This window comes from Arthrobacter sp. C2 (assembly GCA_024207135.1).
Taxonomy (GTDB): domain Bacteria; phylum Actinomycetota; class Actinomycetes; order Actinomycetales; family Micrococcaceae; genus Paeniglutamicibacter.
Genome location: CP042428.1, coordinates 4069573 through 4084737, shown reverse-complemented (window position 1 = coordinate 4084737; position 15165 = coordinate 4069573). Strand labels below are relative to the sequence as shown.

General features: G+C 67.2%; 14 protein-coding genes. 5 read left to right on the top strand and 9 right to left on the bottom strand.

The genetic code is table 11. The features are described from left to right. Positions 1–30 precede the first annotated feature (30 nt). Positions 31–1713: an MDR family MFS transporter gene (locus FPY90_RS18725; RefSeq protein ID WP_498682712.1), complete on the top strand. Its 1683-nt coding sequence runs from the start codon at positions 31–33 to the stop codon at positions 1711–1713. A gap of 112 nt (positions 1714–1825) precedes the next feature. On the opposite strand, the gene FPY90_RS18720 is transcribed toward FPY90_RS18725, so the two are convergent. Next, on the bottom strand, positions 1826–2311 hold the full coding sequence (locus tag FPY90_RS18720; protein WP_071215446.1) for an NUDIX hydrolase: 486 nt from the start codon (positions 2309–2311) through the stop codon (positions 1826–1828). Between the two features lie 42 nt (positions 2312–2353). Further along, positions 2354–2872 carry a prepilin peptidase gene (locus tag FPY90_RS18715; RefSeq protein WP_083411316.1) on the bottom strand — a complete coding sequence of 173 codons (519 nt, stop codon included), beginning with the start codon at positions 2870–2872 and terminating at the stop codon, positions 2354–2356. A gap of 96 nt (positions 2873–2968) precedes the next feature. Here FPY90_RS18715 and FPY90_RS18710 point away from each other — a divergent pair, with 96 nt between their 5' ends. Beyond that, positions 2969–3844, top strand: a complete 876-nt coding sequence (locus FPY90_RS18710; RefSeq protein ID WP_498682709.1) for a hypothetical protein — start codon at positions 2969–2971, stop codon at positions 3842–3844. Positions 3845–3875: 31 nt separating this feature from the next. Here FPY90_RS18710 and phoH2 read toward each other — a convergent pair whose 3' ends face one another. Then, positions 3876–5150, bottom strand: coding sequence for an RNA 5'-3' helicase PhoH2 (gene phoH2, locus FPY90_RS18705; RefSeq protein ID WP_498685620.1), 1275 nt, complete (start codon positions 5148–5150; stop codon positions 3876–3878). A 280-nt stretch (positions 5151–5430) separates the two neighbouring features. Next, on the bottom strand, positions 5431–6192 hold the full coding sequence (locus FPY90_RS18700; protein WP_071215444.1) for an isoprenyl transferase: 762 nt from the start codon (positions 6190–6192) through the stop codon (positions 5431–5433). A gap of 217 nt (positions 6193–6409) precedes the next feature. Here FPY90_RS18700 and trhA point away from each other — a divergent pair, with 217 nt between their 5' ends. Next, positions 6410–7090: a PAQR family membrane homeostasis protein TrhA gene (gene trhA, locus FPY90_RS18695; RefSeq protein ID WP_498682706.1), complete on the top strand. Its 681-nt coding sequence runs from the start codon at positions 6410–6412 to the stop codon at positions 7088–7090. Here trhA and FPY90_RS18690 read toward each other — a convergent pair. The 3 genes from FPY90_RS18690 to mca form a co-directional block, all read right to left on the bottom strand. Then, positions 7087–9312: a thioredoxin domain-containing protein gene (locus FPY90_RS18690; protein ID WP_071215443.1), complete on the bottom strand. Its 2226-nt coding sequence runs from the start codon at positions 9310–9312 to the stop codon at positions 7087–7089. The genes trhA and FPY90_RS18690 overlap by 4 nt on opposite strands. Positions 9313–9562: 250 nt before the next feature. Beyond that, positions 9563–9835, bottom strand: coding sequence for a hypothetical protein (locus tag FPY90_RS18685; protein ID WP_071215442.1), 273 nt, complete (start codon positions 9833–9835; stop codon positions 9563–9565). Between the two features lie 51 nt (positions 9836–9886). Further along, on the bottom strand, positions 9887–10780 hold the full coding sequence (mca, locus tag FPY90_RS18680; protein WP_175475503.1) for a mycothiol conjugate amidase Mca: 894 nt from the start codon (positions 10778–10780) through the stop codon (positions 9887–9889). A gap of 133 nt (positions 10781–10913) precedes the next feature. Between mca and FPY90_RS18675 the strand changes: the two genes are divergently transcribed. Both FPY90_RS18675 and greA read left to right on the top strand, forming a co-directional pair. Next, positions 10914–11315 (top strand): DUF4307 domain-containing protein, encoded by a 402-nt coding sequence (locus FPY90_RS18675; RefSeq protein ID WP_083411314.1) that lies wholly within the window; start codon positions 10914–10916, stop codon positions 11313–11315. Positions 11316–11588: 273 nt separating this feature from the next. Beyond that, complete coding sequence (gene greA, locus FPY90_RS18670) at positions 11589–12083, top strand: transcription elongation factor GreA (protein WP_071215440.1); 495 nt, start codon at positions 11589–11591, stop codon at positions 12081–12083. Between the two features lie 211 nt (positions 12084–12294). On the opposite strand, the gene ilvA is transcribed toward greA, so the two are convergent. Next, positions 12295–13545 (bottom strand): threonine ammonia-lyase, encoded by a 1251-nt coding sequence (ilvA, locus tag FPY90_RS18665; RefSeq protein WP_071215439.1) that lies wholly within the window; start codon positions 13543–13545, stop codon positions 12295–12297. A 102-nt stretch (positions 13546–13647) separates the two neighbouring features. Further along, positions 13648–14964, bottom strand: a complete 1317-nt coding sequence (locus FPY90_RS18660; RefSeq protein ID WP_071215438.1) for an AI-2E family transporter — start codon at positions 14962–14964, stop codon at positions 13648–13650. Positions 14965–15165: the final 201 nt, after the last annotated feature.

Here is a 15165-nt window from a genome sequence, read left to right as displayed (position 1 = left end):
TTTTCCCACCACACGCAAGGAAATCCCCTTATGGCCACCACCACCGCGTCCCGGAAATCCCCGGACCCGGCACCGCTGCTGCTGACGCAGCGGCGCATCTGGATCATCTTCTCCGCGCTGATCGCCGGCATGATGCTCTCCAGCCTCGACCAGACCATCGTCTCCACCGCCATGCCCACCATCGTGGGCCAGCTCGGCGGCGTCGAGCACCAGGCGTGGATCACCACCGCCTACCTGCTGGCCACCACCATCGTCATGCCGATCTACGGCAAGTTCGGCGACGTGCTGGGCCGGCGCAACCTCTTCCTGATCGCCATCGCGCTGTTCACCCTGGCCTCGGTGGGTGCGGCGTTTGCCGGGACCTTCTGGATGTTCGTCTTCTTCCGCGCCATGCAGGGGTTGGGCGGCGGCGGGCTGATGATCCTCTCGCAGGCCATCATCGCCGACATCGTCCCGGCCTCCGAGCGCGGGAAGTACATGGGCCCGCTGGGTGCCATCTTCGGCCTTTCGGCCGTCGCCGGTCCGCTGCTGGGCGGCTTCTTCGTCGACCACATGACCTGGCAGTGGGCGTTCTACATCAACATCCCGATCGGCATCGGCGCGTTTTTGATCGCCTGGTTCGCGTTGACCATCCCGAACAAGAAGTCCACCAAGAAGATCGATGTGCTTGGCGTGCTGCTGCTCTCGATCGCCACCACCTGCCTGATCTTCTTCACCGACTTCGGCGGGAACAAGAACCATGGCTGGGCCGCCCCCGAGACCTGGGCCTGGGGCGTGGGCATGCTCGCGGCCATCGTGCTCTTCGTGATCACCGAGGCCCGCGCCGAGGACCCGATCATCCCGCTGTCGCTGTTCAGGAACCCGACCTTCGTCAACGCCACGGCCATCGGCTTCACCCTGGGCCTGGGCATGTTCGCGGCCATCGCCTTCGTGCCCACCTTCCTGCAGATGTCCTCGGGCACCTCCGCGGCGGTTTCCGGGCTGCTGATGGTCCCGATGATGGTCGGCATGATGGGCACCAGCATCTACTCCGGCATCGCGATCACCAAGACCGGCAAGTACAAGGGCTACCCAATCGCCGGCGCCCTGGTCACCGCCGGGGCCATGCTGGCCTTCACCACGCTCTCGGCGACCACCCCGTTGTGGCTGATCTGCGTGTACCTGTTTGTCTTCGGCGCCGGGCTGGGCCTGATCATGCAGGTGGTCGTGCTGGTGGTGCAGAACGCCGTGGACCCCGCCATGGTCGGCACCGCAACCTCCACGAACAACTACTTCCGCGAGGTCGGCGCGTCCCTAGGCGTGGCCATCTTCGGGGCGATGTTCACCAACAGGCTCTCCGAGAAGCTCACCGACGTGTTCACCGGCGCCGGGGCGAGTGCCGCCGATGCGGGCAACGCCACCGCGACGCTGGACCCGCAGACCATGGCGCAGCTGCCCGAGGCCGTGCGCGAGGGCATCGTGAACGCCTATGCGGACTCGCTGGCCCCGGTGTTCTGGTACCTGATCCCGTTCATCCTCATCGCCTTCGTGCTGGCGCTGTTCCTCAAGCAGGTCAAGCTCTCGGACACCGCGGGCATGGTCGCCCGCGGCGAGGCCATCGGCGGCGAGGAAGCAAAGACGCTGGAGGACGCGGCCCGCTTCGGTGGCACGGCCGTGGTCGGCACCACCGGGGCCCCGGAGGCCGACGCCCACGAACCGGGGGCGAACCGCTAAGGGTTTTCCCCACCAGGCATCGGTGCCCCGCAAGACCGTGTTCCATTCCCGCACCGGGAATGGAAGGGCAGGTCTTGCGGGGCACTTTTGCGTTCTGCAAGTCCGCGTCGGGTCAGGCCCGGTCCGCGTTGCCGGTGATGAAGTGCCCGGATTCGGTGGGCTCCAGGGTCCAGTCAATGGCGCGTTGGTGTTTGGGCGGCACCTTGGGCATCGCGTCGAGACCGAACCACCCGACCTCGAGGTTCTCGTCGTCGTTGACCATTGCCTGGCCGCCCAGGTACTCGCCGGCCAGGATGATATCCAGGTATTGGGCGCGGTCCCCGTTGGGATAGAGCGCCTCGTCGGTGGTGGCCACACCGACCAGGCGGGTGATGGCGCAGTGCACCGCGGTTTCCTCGAACACCTCGCGCACCGCCGCGACGGCCGGCTCCTCGCCGGGCTCCAGGATGCCGGCGGGAAGCGTCCATTTCCCGTTGTCGGCCCGGCGGACCAGCAGCACCCGGTCCTCGTGGATCACCACGGCCTTGACCCCGGGCAGCCACAGCGGGTCGTTGCCGATCTTTTCTCGCATCTTCACAATGAATTCGGGTGTGGGCATGGAAGGCCTCGGGCACCTTTCGTGGTTTGGCTTGCTTCTTGGCTATCCGGCCACGGCCAGGGCGACAGCGGCGCCCACCAGCATGAACGGGCCAAAGGCCACCGAGGAACGCAGCGTGACCTTGCGGGCCAGCAGCAGCGCGATCGACCACAGGGCCCCGACGATGAAGGCGAACGCCGTGGCCCACAACAGGTGGGTGTAGGACAGGAAGCCGAGGTAGAGCCCCAGCACCGCGGCGAGCTTCACGTCCCCCAGGCCCATGCCCGCCGGTGCGATCAGGTGCAGCACCAGGTAGCCGGCAAAGAGGATCACCGCGCCCAGCGCCATCCGCAGCAGGGTCATCGGCTCCCCGGCCAGCAGCGCGGCCGCACCCAGCAGCACCAGGGCGGCGATGAACCACGGGCCCAGGATCCGGTTGGGCAACAGGTGCGAGCGGAAGTCGATGACGGTCAGGCGCACGGCGTTGTACAGGTAGAGCGCCAGGGCCAGGGCGGCCAGGATTCCGGCCACCGTGGCCAGCGCCTGCGGGGAGGCAAACCAGTGCAAAATGAGTTGCGGCATGGGCCAAACCTTACGCGGTGGGGTGCCCCGGTGTCAGCGGCGGCACGCTGTCCAACGGGCAAAGCCGTGCGGCGGGGACCTCGCTAGACTGAAATCATGGAACAGTCCAATGGTGAGGCCGTCTTCCCGGATCCGGACCGGGCACCCAGCAAGGAACTCATGGGGCGTTTCCGCCGTCTGGCCCGTTCCTCCCCGTGGCTGTGGAACACGCTCCAGGTCACCATCTCCGTCACCGACGCCGAGCAACATGCGATCGCGTTTGCCGCCCCGAACCTGCCCAAGCAACTCACGGTGCTGATCAGGCGCCCCGATGCCATCCGAGTGGAGGATGAGTCCGGCGCGGTGCTCTTCCGCACCGAACACATCAACGACTCCCGCGACGCCAGCTTCGTGGCTGCCACCCGCAAGAGCTGGTTGCTTCCCCCGCAGCTGCTGGCCCCGGTCTACGGGGACGATGGGCTGGTTTCCCGGCGCCCGGAGGCCGACTACGTCAACGAGTTGATGCCGGTGGGGCTGTGGAGCGCGTTCCTGGACCCGGTGGAGGTCGCAGGCTTTGCCCCCGGGCCGGCCGACATGGCCTTCCCGCATCCCAGCACCATCCATTCCCTGCGGTCCATCGTGGACGATTCGGGACGCGAGTGCCTCGAGGCGGTGCTGTCCCGCGGCCACTCCTACGCACCGCTCATGCCCGAGGCTCCCCTGCTGGGCGAGGGAATGACCCGGATCCGGCTGGATCGGGCCACCGGAATCTGCGTGCTGCGCCAGGTGCTGGACGGTCCCGAGGCCGGGGTCGAGCACCGGATCGCGATCACCGCCGTGGACGAATACATGATCGACGGGCTGTTCACCCAGCCGCTGTCCTCGCTGTCCGACGTGCGCCGGGCCCCGCTGTGGCCGATCCCCGGGTTGGCCGACTATCCCGGGCCCGAAGCGCCCGAGCACGCACGGCACCGGGGCGGGCCCGCGGCCTGAACCGCGCGCCCGCACCCGGGGATTCCCGTTCCTAGTGGATCCGGTCCTCGAGCAGCTCGGTGACCAATGCGGCGATCTCGGAGCGCTCGGAGCGGGTCAGGGTCACGTGCCCGAAGATGTGGTGGCCCTTGAGCTGTTCGACCACCGCCGCGACGCCGTCGTGCCGACCCACCCGCAGGTTGTCGCGCTGGGCCACGTCATGGGTCAGGATGACCTTGGAGTTCTGGCCGATCCGCGAAAGCACCGTGAGCAGCACGTTGCGCTCCAGCGACTGGGCTTCGTCCACGATCACGTAGGCGTCGTGCAGGGACCGGCCGCGGATGTGGGTCAGCGGCAGCACCTCGAGCATGCCCCGGCTCAAGACCTCGTCGATCGCATTCTTGGACACCACCGAGCCCAGGGTGTCGAACACCGCCTGGGCCCACGGGTTCATCTTGTCCGCCTCGGCACCGGGCAGGTACCCCAGTTCCTGGCCGCCGACCGGGTAGAGCGGTCGGAAGACCATGATCTTGCGATGTTCGCGGCGTTCCATGACCGCTTCGAGCCCGGCGCACAGCGCGAGCGCCGACTTGCCGGTCCCGGCCCGGCCGCCGAGCGAAACGATGCCGATTTCCTTGTCCATCAGCAGGTCCAGGGCCAGGCGCTGCTCGGCGGAGCGCCCGCGCAGCCCAAAGGCCTCGCGGTCCCCGCGCACCAGGCGCACCAGGTGGTTGCGGTCCACCCGTCCCAGTGCCGAGCCGCGCGGGGAGTGCAGGATCAGCCCGGTGTTCACCGGCTGCTCCGCGGCCTCCTCGAGTTCCAGGGATTCCTCGGCGTAGAGCGCCGACATGTTTTCCTCGGACACGTTCATTTCATGGACGCCGGTCCAGCCGGAATCCGCGATGAGCTCGTTGCGGTATTCCTCTGCGATCAGACCCATGGCCGAGGCCTTGATGCGCATCGGCATGTCCTTGGAGACCAGGGTGACATCCAGCCCCTCGTCCAGCAGCGACTTGGCCACGGCCAGGATCCTGGTGTCGTTGGCCGAGTTGCGGAAGCCCACCGGCAACACGTCGGGGGCAATGTTGTTCAGCTCGATGCGCAGGGTCCCGCCCTGCGTCCCCACCACCATGTCCTTGGCCAGCCCGCCGTGCCTGGACCCCAGGTCCTCCAGGGTCCGCAGCGCCTCGCGGGCGAAGAACCCCAGGGTCGGGTCGTTGCGCTTGTGCTCGAGCTCGCTGATCACCGTCAATGGCAGGACCACGTGGTGCTCGGCAAAGCGCAGCATGGCGTGCGGGTCCGCGATCAGCACCGAGGTGTCCAGCACGAAGGTGCGGGCACCCTCCTGCGGGGCCGGTTCGGTGGCGCCCGCAACGGATCCGGCGGGTGAGCTGGTTGGGTATTCCTGGTTCGCTGCCAAGTCTCGCTCCTCGCGGGGAGATGCTCCCCGAATCGGCGGGCGATGACGGCCTCATCACCCGTTAATCCCCAACATACGCGCACATCAACGGGCATTCCTAGGGTGCGGAGCGAGTCGTGATGAAGACGAGATTAAGGTTCCGGGACTCCGGGGTGTCCGGAAGGTTGCCGCGACGGGCGCTGCAACCTCAGGAACCGAAGCGGCGTTGCCGGTCGGCGAAGTCGCGCAGCGCGCGCAGGAAGTCCACGCGCCGGAAGTCCGGCCACAGCGCCTCGCAGAAGTAGAACTCGGAATAGGCACTCTGCCAGGTCAGGAATCCGGAGAGGCGCTGTTCGCCCGAGGTGCGGATGACCAGGTCCGGGTCCGGCTGTCCCTTGGTGTACAGGTGGGTGGCCAGCTGGTCCGGATCCAGGCCCTGGGCGATCTGTGCCGCGTTCTGCCCGTTGGCGTGGCCCTGGAGCAGCAGTGCCTTGACCGCATCGACGATTTCCTGCCGGCCGCCGTAGCCGACGGCAACGTTGACGTGGATGCCGGCGACTGCCGCGGTGGAAGCCTCCAACTCGCGCAGCTTGCTGGCCAGGTAGTCCGGGAGCAATTCGAGGTTCCCGACGGGCTTGACGCGCACGGTCTTGGTTTCGCCCAGCCGGTCAAGGGTGTTGGCGATGATGCCCATCAGGTCATCGAGTTCCTGGCTGGAGCGGTTCATGTTGTCCGTGGAGAGCATGTAGAGCGTGACCAGGTTGATATCCAGCTCCTGGCACCAGCCCAGGAATTCCAGGATCTTGTCCGCACCCGCCTGGTGCCCGCTGGCGGTGGTCTGGCCCGAAAGCTTGGCCCAGCGGCGGTTCCCGTCCACGAGCACGCCAATATGCGCCGGCAGCTTTTCCGGGGCCAAGAGACCCCGCAGCTGCCGCTCATAGAGCCGGTAGACGAATCCCGGTAGTTCCACGGCGATACTCCTGCTTTGGATAGGGGGTGCATGCGGGCGGTCCCCACGGACCGCATCCGTTGGTTAACGCTACCGGGTTCCACTGCCGGCGAGGTGTCATGACTCGGGCATTGTCCCGGGCAATAGCCCACACCGTGTCCGGCGGGGAGCGGGGAACCCGGGGAGCCTTGCGGCAGGAAGTCAGTCAACCTACCACTTGGCAAGTTAGGCTATGGGCATGATCCAACCCTCCGGAATCCACCCCCAGCCACCGGTTCCGTCCCAGCCGGACAAGCCCTTGCTGCGCGGTTGGATCCATGCCGTCACCGCCCCGCTGGCCCTGGCAGCGGGCATCGTGCTGGTGGTCCTGGCCCCGGCCGGGGCGGGCAAGATCACCAGTGCCGTCTTCGCGTTCACCGGGGTGCTGCTCTTCGGGGTCTCGGCGTTTTACCACCGTGGGAACTGGTCGCCGCAAACCACGCGTTTGCTCAAGCGGATCGACCACACCAACATCATGCTGCTGATCGCCGGCTCCTACACGCCGCTTGCCTGGGCATTGCTTCCACCCAGGTCCGCCACGATCCTGCTGGTTTCGATCTGGATCGGCGCACTGGCCGGGGTGGGCTTCCGGGTCTTCTACACCGATGCCCCGCGTTGGCTCTACACCCCGGTGTATGTGTTGCTGGGTCTGGCCTCCCTGCTGTTCATCGGGGATTTCTTTGCCGCGAACCCGGCCGCGGCAATCCTGATATGCAACGGCGGAGTCTTCTACATCGTCGGGGCGGTGTTTTACGCGCTCAAGGCCCCGAACCCGATTCCGGGCGTCTTGGGGTTCCATGAACTTTTCCATGCGTGCACGCTCGTTGGTTTTGCCTGCCATTTCACCGCGATCAGCATGGCGGTGCTGGGCACCGCCTAAGCGCCCTGCCCGCCGCGGGCAAGACCGGGCACGATCAGCGCGGCCAGCGAGGGGATGTCGCTGACCGGTGCATGGCAGATGCCTCCGCGGCACACATAAAGCCGCAGCTGGCCCTTGGGTCCGGCGGGATATCCGGCCGCATCCGCTCCGGTGCTGACCGCGCCGCGCTGGGACAGCCCCGCCAGCACCCCCAGGCGCACGGCGGAGAGCCGCTCGTCCTCGGTTCCGCCGGCCACGGCCAGCTCGGTGCTCGAGCCGTGGAGGAACCGGGCGACCACGCCCAATGCACTGCCGACCGCCTGCGGCGCCCGTTCGGCCAAGGCCGGGACGAACCCCAGCAGCATGCGAACCACACCCAGGTCGGCCTCACTGCGCTCGAACCCGGCATCCGTTTCCCCGGAGCCAAGTTGCAGGCGGCCGGCCCTGTCCAGCAGTGCCGCGGCCAGCAGCGAGGTGGCCGCCGGCACCGCATCGTCCAGTGCCTCGGCGCTGCTCGCCCCGCCGCGCACGGCACGCACCCGCGGGTCGTTGGCTGCGCTGTCGCGCGGCCGTCCATCCTGCAGGAAGATTTCTTGCGCGGATGCCAGCACCTCGTCTGCCCGCGCGAACCACTCCGGCTCCCCCGTGGCAACCCCCAGCGACTGGAATCCCAGGGCTACCCCCGCGTAGTCCTCCAGCACGGCGTCGATGGCCGTGTTTGCCCGGCCCTGGTGGCTGATGCGGTGGAGCACTCCCCCGGCGCCCGCGGTCGCGGGAACCCAGTGCACCGCATGGAGGTAGGCGGCCGCCCCGGTGGCGAGCTCCAGCAAGCGCGATTCGCGCAGCAGCACCGACGCTTCGGCCAGCGAGGCGATGGTCAGGCCGTTCCACCCGGCAACGACCTTGTCGTCGCGGCCCGGCTGGACGCGCTTGGTTCTCTCGGCTTCCAAGGCCTTGAAGGCCCTGTCCAGTTCCGGCCATTCGAGCAGGCTGGGGGTTCTCGACAGCGCAATGGTCATGGGTGCATCCTGCGGAGGGAGGCTTGCCGTCCGGGCATCCTCGGCGGGAAGCCTGGCCCCCTCCCACAGCTGCCAGAAGACGCTGCCCGTGCCCGGAAGCGCATCGGGACGCGGCCCGGCGGGGTTGCCGCTTGGTTCGCCCAGGATCCGGGCGACCTCGGCCCGGGTGAAGACGTAGGTGGCGCCCTCGTGGTGGGTTCCATCGGGCATCACGGTGTCGGCGTCGAGCGAGGAAGCGAATCCGCCGCCGGGAAGCAGCATCCGGGTCTCCAGCCACCGGGATATGCCCACGGCCGCGACCCGGCACAGCTTGGCGACCTCGGGATCGGGCAGCTGCACGGATGCGCGGGCGTAGAGGCCCAGCAGCTGGGCATTGTCGTACAGCATCTTCTCGAAGTGCGGGATCTTCCACCCTGGGTCCACGCAGTAGCGGGCAAAGCCGCCGCCGACGTGGTCGGCCAGGGCGCTGCGGGCCATGGTTTCCAGGGTGTCCGAGGCCAGCGCGGTGGCCTGGCCGGCCGCCGATCCCAGGCCCAGCCCCGCGCGCAAGAGGAAATCCAGCACGGGGCTGGGCGGGAACTTGGGTGCCGGCGCAAACCCGCCGGTGGGGTCCTGCAAGGTGGCCAGCTTGTTCACGGCCGCTGAAACGACCGGGGCCAGCGCGGAGCCGTTGCTGCCGGTGGGCAGCGGCAGGGCACGGGTAAACATCTTGGCCTGTCCCCCGGCCACCGAGCCCAGATGGTCGGCAAGCGTCGTCGCCTGCAGTTCGAGTGCATCGCGCCGGTTCACCCAGGCGTCGGTGACCGCCTCGAGCACCTGCCCGAAGGAGGGCATGCCGGGGCGCGGGACGGGCGGGAAGTAGGTTCCGGCGTGGATGGCACGGCCGTCCGGGAGCGTGAACACGCTCATCGGCCAGCCTCCGGCCCCGGTGAGGGTCTGCGTGGCGGCCATGTAGGCCTCGTCGACGGCGGGGTGTTCCTCGCGGTCGACCTTGATCGGCACGAAATGTTCGTTCAGGTATGCGGCGACCCGGGGATCGTCAAAGGATTCGGCGGCCATCACGTGGCACCAGTGGCAGGCCGCGTAGCCGATGGACAGGAACACCGGGATGTCGCGCGCCGCGGCCTCGGCAAACGCCTCGTCCCCGTAGGGCCACCAGTCCACCGGCTGGTGGGCATGCTGGCGCAGGTAGGCGGAGGCGCTGGAGGCGATTCGTTGTCCCATGCATCAAGTCTCCACCACGAACGCCCTTCGCGTCGTGGCCCGCGAAATCCTGCGTATGCGGATGACCTGTTGCCCTCCGATATCGCCTGGGACGATTCCGGGGCCAGGTGCCTGGACTCCGGATTGCCGGTCTTCGACCTACGGCACCGCACGCACATGAGCTCGAGCTCGTTGGGCGGTCAGCGGTCGCGGCGAACGGCCCCGGCGGAGGAATGTCCGCCGGGGCCGTGCCTTGGATGGCCAAGCGCGCTTAGCGCGCGGGGGTGTCGCCCGGTTCGTCGGGCTGGATGTCCTTGCCCTTTTCGACCAGCTCCTGCTGGCGGGCTTCGGCCTCGCCCTGGTAGCGGACGCGGCGGATGCGGCGGGTCATGTCACGGATCAGGAAGATGGTGACGATGACGACCGCTGCGGTGGCAACAAAGCCAACGAAGCCCGGGCCGATGTTCTGGGCGGCGTCCCCCACGGGCGCGCCGGGTACCGGGGACGGACTAACGGAGGCTGCATACAGCAGGAACGAATACACGCGTGGGGCTCTTTCTGAAAAAGTTGGCGGCCGGATTCACCGGCACGCTACCTATCTTAGACCGGCAAACAGGTCGGTCTCTGGGAGTGTGGTGGGAACCGCGGATTTGATCAAGGTGAAATCCTCCCACGGCCATGCCTGGGCGTAGATTGCCTCGGGCACGGCAAAGAAGAATCCGGTCGGATCGATCTGGGTCCGGTGCGCCAGGAGCGCCCGGTCCCGCTGCTTGAAGAAGTCGGCGCAGTGCACCTGGGTGGTGGTCTTGTGCGGCGAGACCCACCCGAAGAACTGCTCTTCCGGGTGTTCCTCCCAGGCGGCAACGCGCTCGGCATAAGGCGATTCGATGCCCGCATCGACCATCGCGTAGTGCAGGGTCCGGAAACGTTCGGGGGCAAAGGCGCGGTCGTAGTAAAGCTTCGAGGTTTCCCAGGGCTCGCCCAGTTCCGGGGAGCTGTCGGCCTTGGCGGCTTCCGCGAAGGCATGCACGGCGACCTTGTGCGCCTGGATGTGGTCGGGGTGGGGGTATCCCCCGTTTTCGTCGTACGCAATGATCACGTGCGGCTTGAACTCGCGGATCAGCTTGATCAGCGGGGCGGATGCGCGGTCCAGCGGCTGCAGCGCGAAGGAGCCGAAGTCGAGTTCCGGCAGCGGATCGCCCTCGGGCAGCCCCGAGTCGGTGAATCCGAGCCAGCGGTGTTCGATGCCCAGCACCGCAGCGGCCTCTGCCATCTCGGTGCGCCGCACTCCGGTCAGGTCGCGGTGCGCGTGGGCGAGTTCCCCGACGGCCGCGTTGAGGATGTCCCCGCGTTCCCCGCCGGTGCAGGTTGCCACCATCACCCTTGCCCCGGCGGCAACATATGCCGCCATGGTGGCCGAGCCCTTGGACGCCTCGTCGTCGGGGTGCGCATGGACCGCCAACAATCGCAGGCCCGATGAATCAGCGATATGCTCCACGTTTCGTACTTCCACCTAGGTGACTCCAACTTCCTCATGCTCGGTGAAGGGTTCCCCTTGCCAAGGCTTAGACTGGTAGGGATGATTTCCCGGCCGCGACGCCCATGAATCGAAAGAGGCGCCATTGTCCAGCTTAACGAATAGGTACGGTTCGCCCAAGCGCGGCCTGGCCAAAAGAACCCGCAAGACGCTGATCGTCCTCGGCCTGGCCGTTGGCATCGTGGCTGCGTTCTACCTGGCCACCGCCACCACTTCGAAGGTGGAATTCAAGGACAACTCCTTCATGGTCCACTCCCCCACCAGCGCCACCGCGATCGTGGACATCTCCAAGGATGCCGGCGACACGGTCCAGTGCGAGATCCGGGCGCTGAACGAGTCCTACGCGATTGTTGGCTGGAAGACGCTGGTCGTGGGCCCCACCGAGGGCAAGGGCATGACGACCACCAGGTTCGATGTGAAGCTCCGCACCGAGTCCCTGGCCACCACCGCAGGCGTCGAGGAATGCCGGTTGCTCAAGGCCTCCTGACCACCGCGGGACCACCGCATCCGGGGCGTCGCTGAATGTTTCGACTGCACGACGCGCCGCTACGCCAAAAGCTCAAACTCTTGGGTAAATAGCCGAATTGCGGCTAATATCTTTCTAATACGTTAATGCCCCGCTACAGACCGTGACGGACAAAGTTCTTCACCTGCTGTGCGGGGTCTTTGCTTGCAAGATGTTCGTCGCATCATCGGGCGGGACCGTCTCGGCATGTTGTTCCCCAGGGAATAGCGGCCCTGATTACACAAGGAGTATCACGTGACCACGACCAATCACGAACCAGTTGTTTGGCTGACCCAAGAGGCCTATGACCGCCTTGCCGCCGAGCTCGAGCACCTCTCGGGCCCGGGCCGTGCAGAGATCGTTGACCGCATTGAGCAGGCACGTTCCGAGGGCGATCTCAAGGAAAACGGTGGCTACCACGCGGCCAAGGAAGAGCAGGGCAAGGCCGAGGCCCGCATCACGTACCTCAAGGACCTGCTGCGTCGCGCCCACGTGGGCGAAGCTCCCGCCGATGACGGAATCGTCGAGCCGGGCATGCTGGTCGAGGCAATCATCGCCGGCGACAAGACCACCTTCCTCTTTGGCAGCCGCGAGGTAGCCGGGGACACCGACCTGGAGGTCTACTCGGAGCGCTCCCCGATTGGCGCCGCGGTCCACGGCGCGAAGTCCGGTGACACGCTCAGCTACACCGCACCGAACGGCAAGGAAATCACCGTCGAGATCGTTTCCTGCAAGCCTTACAGCGTTTAATGCACTTCCCCGCGCCATGGCGCGGGACTCGGCTTGGTGGCCGTTGATCCTTCACCCGGATTCCGCCCTTGCCCCATCGGGGCGAAGAGCGGGGGGTGGACGTATCGGCGGCCATCGGTCGTTAACGCCTGCTCCGGCCCGCCAAAAAACGCCCTCCAGGTTCCTGCGCCTAAGCAGGAACCTGGAGGGCGTTGTCGTTTGCGGTCGGGATTCAGCCCATGATCATGGGCTGGAAGCCCTCGGCGCGCAGGTTGTTGAGCACCAGTTCCGAGTGCACATGCCCCTTGGTCTCCATGTCGATGGTGATCGCCACGTCGCCCATGGACAGCGATCCGCCCACGCGGGTGTGGTCCAGGCGCGTCACGTTGGCATCGGACTCGGCGATGACCCGGGAAATGGTTGCCAGCTCGCCGGGACGGTCATCAAGCATCATGCGCACGGTCAGGTAGCGCCCGGCCGCGGAGAGGCCGCGCTGGATGACCTTGAGCATCAGCAGCGGGTCGATGTTGCCGCCGGAAAGCACCACCGCGGTCTTGGCGGGGGTGATCCCGAGTTCCGCCAGCTTGCCCTCGAGCAGCGCGGCCACGCCCACGGCGCCGGCCGGCTCGACCACCAGCTTCGAGCGTTCCATGAGGAAGACCAGGGCGCGGGCCAGGCCGTCTTCGGAGACCGTGACCACCTCGTCGACCAGTTCGCGGATGATCTGGAAGGGCAGCTGGCCCGGGCGGCCCACGGCGATGCCGTCCGCGATGGTCCGCACGGTGTCCAGCGGGACCAGCGCGTCGGCGGCCAGCGAGGGAGGGTAGGCGGCGGCGTTCTCGGCCTGCACCCCGATGATCTTGATGTCCCGGCCCAGTTCCTTGGCACGTGTCTTGATCGCCACCGCGACCCCGGCGAGCAGGCCGCCGCCGCCCACGCCCATCAGCACGGTGTCGACGTCCGGGAGCTGCTCGAGGATTTCCAGGCCGATGGTTCCCTGCCCGGCGATGATGTCGGGGTTGTCGAAGGGGTGCACGAACACCGCACCGGTCGCGGTCGCGTAGCGCTCGGCCTCGGCCAGCGCCTCGTCCACGTTGTGCCCGTGCAGGATGACCTCGGCCCCGTGGTCGCGGGTGGCGGTGAGCTTGGGCAGTGCCACGCCCAGCGGCATGTAGATCCGGGCTTTGATCCCCAGTCGGCGGGCGGCCTGGGCCACGCCCTGGGCGTGGTTGCCTGCCGAGGCCGCCACGACGCCTCGGGCGCGCTCCTCGGCGGTGAGCTTGGCCATGCGCACGTAGGCGCCGCGGACCTTGAAGGAACCGGCACGCTGCAGGTTCTCGCATTTCAGGTAGACCTCGGAGCCGATGTCCAGGGACAGCGCGCGCGAGTGCTCCATCGGCGTGCGGACGGCCACACCCTCAAGCAGGTCGCGGGCCTCTTCGATGTCGGACAGGCTCACCGGGAGTTGGGTCTTCTGGATCATGGGAGCGGCTTTCTTCTGGGCGTGTTCACACGCGGTGCAATCAGGAATGGAAGTCTTTCGGGGCCATGACCTTGGACCGGGGGTGGGCGGTGCAGGTGCGGATCAGGAACCGGGGTCTGGTTCTTCTCCGTCAAGGTCGGCGGGAGCCGGTTCCGCGGAGCGGACCGGCTTGGTAATTCGTGAACCGTTCACGGCCGCCACGGCCGCGGTCTCTGGGCCAAAGAGCGGATCGTGCTCCCAGCCCCGGTCAGAAATGTACTTCACCACGGTGTTGGCCACGGCCAGCACCGGGACTGCAAACAGGGCGCCGGCGATGCCGGCGACGATGGAGCCGCCGGCCACGGCCATGACGACGGCCAGCGGGTGCAGGCTCACGGCCTTGCCCATGACCAATGGCTGCAGGATGTGGGATTCGGCCTGCTGGATGAAGAGCACCACCAGCAACATGATCAGCGCGTTGACCCAGCCGTTGGCCACCAGGGCCAGCAGCACGGCCACGGCCCCGGTGACCAGTGCACCGATGACCGGGATGAACGAGCCAATGAAAACGAGCACGCCCAGCGGAAGGGCCAGCGGCACCCCGAGGATCAGGGCGCCCACGCCGATGCCCACGGCGTCGATGAAGGCTACAAAGAGCTGGACGCGGACGTAGCTGACCATAGAGCCCCAGCCGAGGTGGCCGGCACCGTGGGCGGCGGCCCGGGCACGGCGCGGCAGCAGGTTGATGAAGAAGCGCCCGATGCGCGGTCCATCCAGCAGCAGGAAGATCAGCGAGAAGAGCACAAGCAGCATGCCCGTCACCAGGTGCCCGAGGGTGGTGCCCCAGGACAGCGCACCGGAGAGGATGGACGAGGAGTTGTTCTTGAGCGTGTTCAGGGCGTCTTGGAAAAGCGTGTCGAGGTCCTGGTTGCTCAACCCCAGCGGGCCGGTGGAGAGCCAGTGCTGGATCTGCGCGATGCCGGTCAGTGCCTGGGCCCACAGGGAAGCGAAGCCGTTGGCCAGCCGCTGCCCAACGATGGAGAGGCCTCCGACGATCACCGCCAGGAAACCAACCATGGTCACCCCGACCGAAAGCCCCTTGGGGAAACGCAGGGTGCGGGTCAGGAACTTCACCACGGGGCTGAGCAGCCCGGCCAGCAGGGCCGCGATCATCAGCGGGATCACCAGCAGGGACACGTGGGACAGCAACCAGACGGCGATGCCCACGGCCAGCACGATGACGATCAACCGCCAGGACCAGGACGCGGCGATCCGCACGCCGTAGGGCAGGTCCTCGGCCTCGGCATGGGCGGCGTAGATGATCGCCGGGTTCTCCTCGGCCTCGGGCGAGGCGGCCATCCGTTGCTTGGTGGCCGCGGCGCTTTGCTGCACCGCTTCGGTGGCCGCGGCCAGGCGCCGCAGGGGGCGGGGCAGCTTCATGCCTTGACTCCTCGGGGAAGGGGCCCGGGGGTCGCGAGCCTGCGCGCCGTCTTCCCGGTCGATCCCTTGCTGCCTGTCAATGCCATGAACATACGTTATCCCTTGAAAGTTGCCGGTGCGGCATAGATGACGCACATATTGCAGAAAAACCGCGGGGCAGTACCCAAATCATGGGTACTGCCCCGCGGTCACACAGCAGAA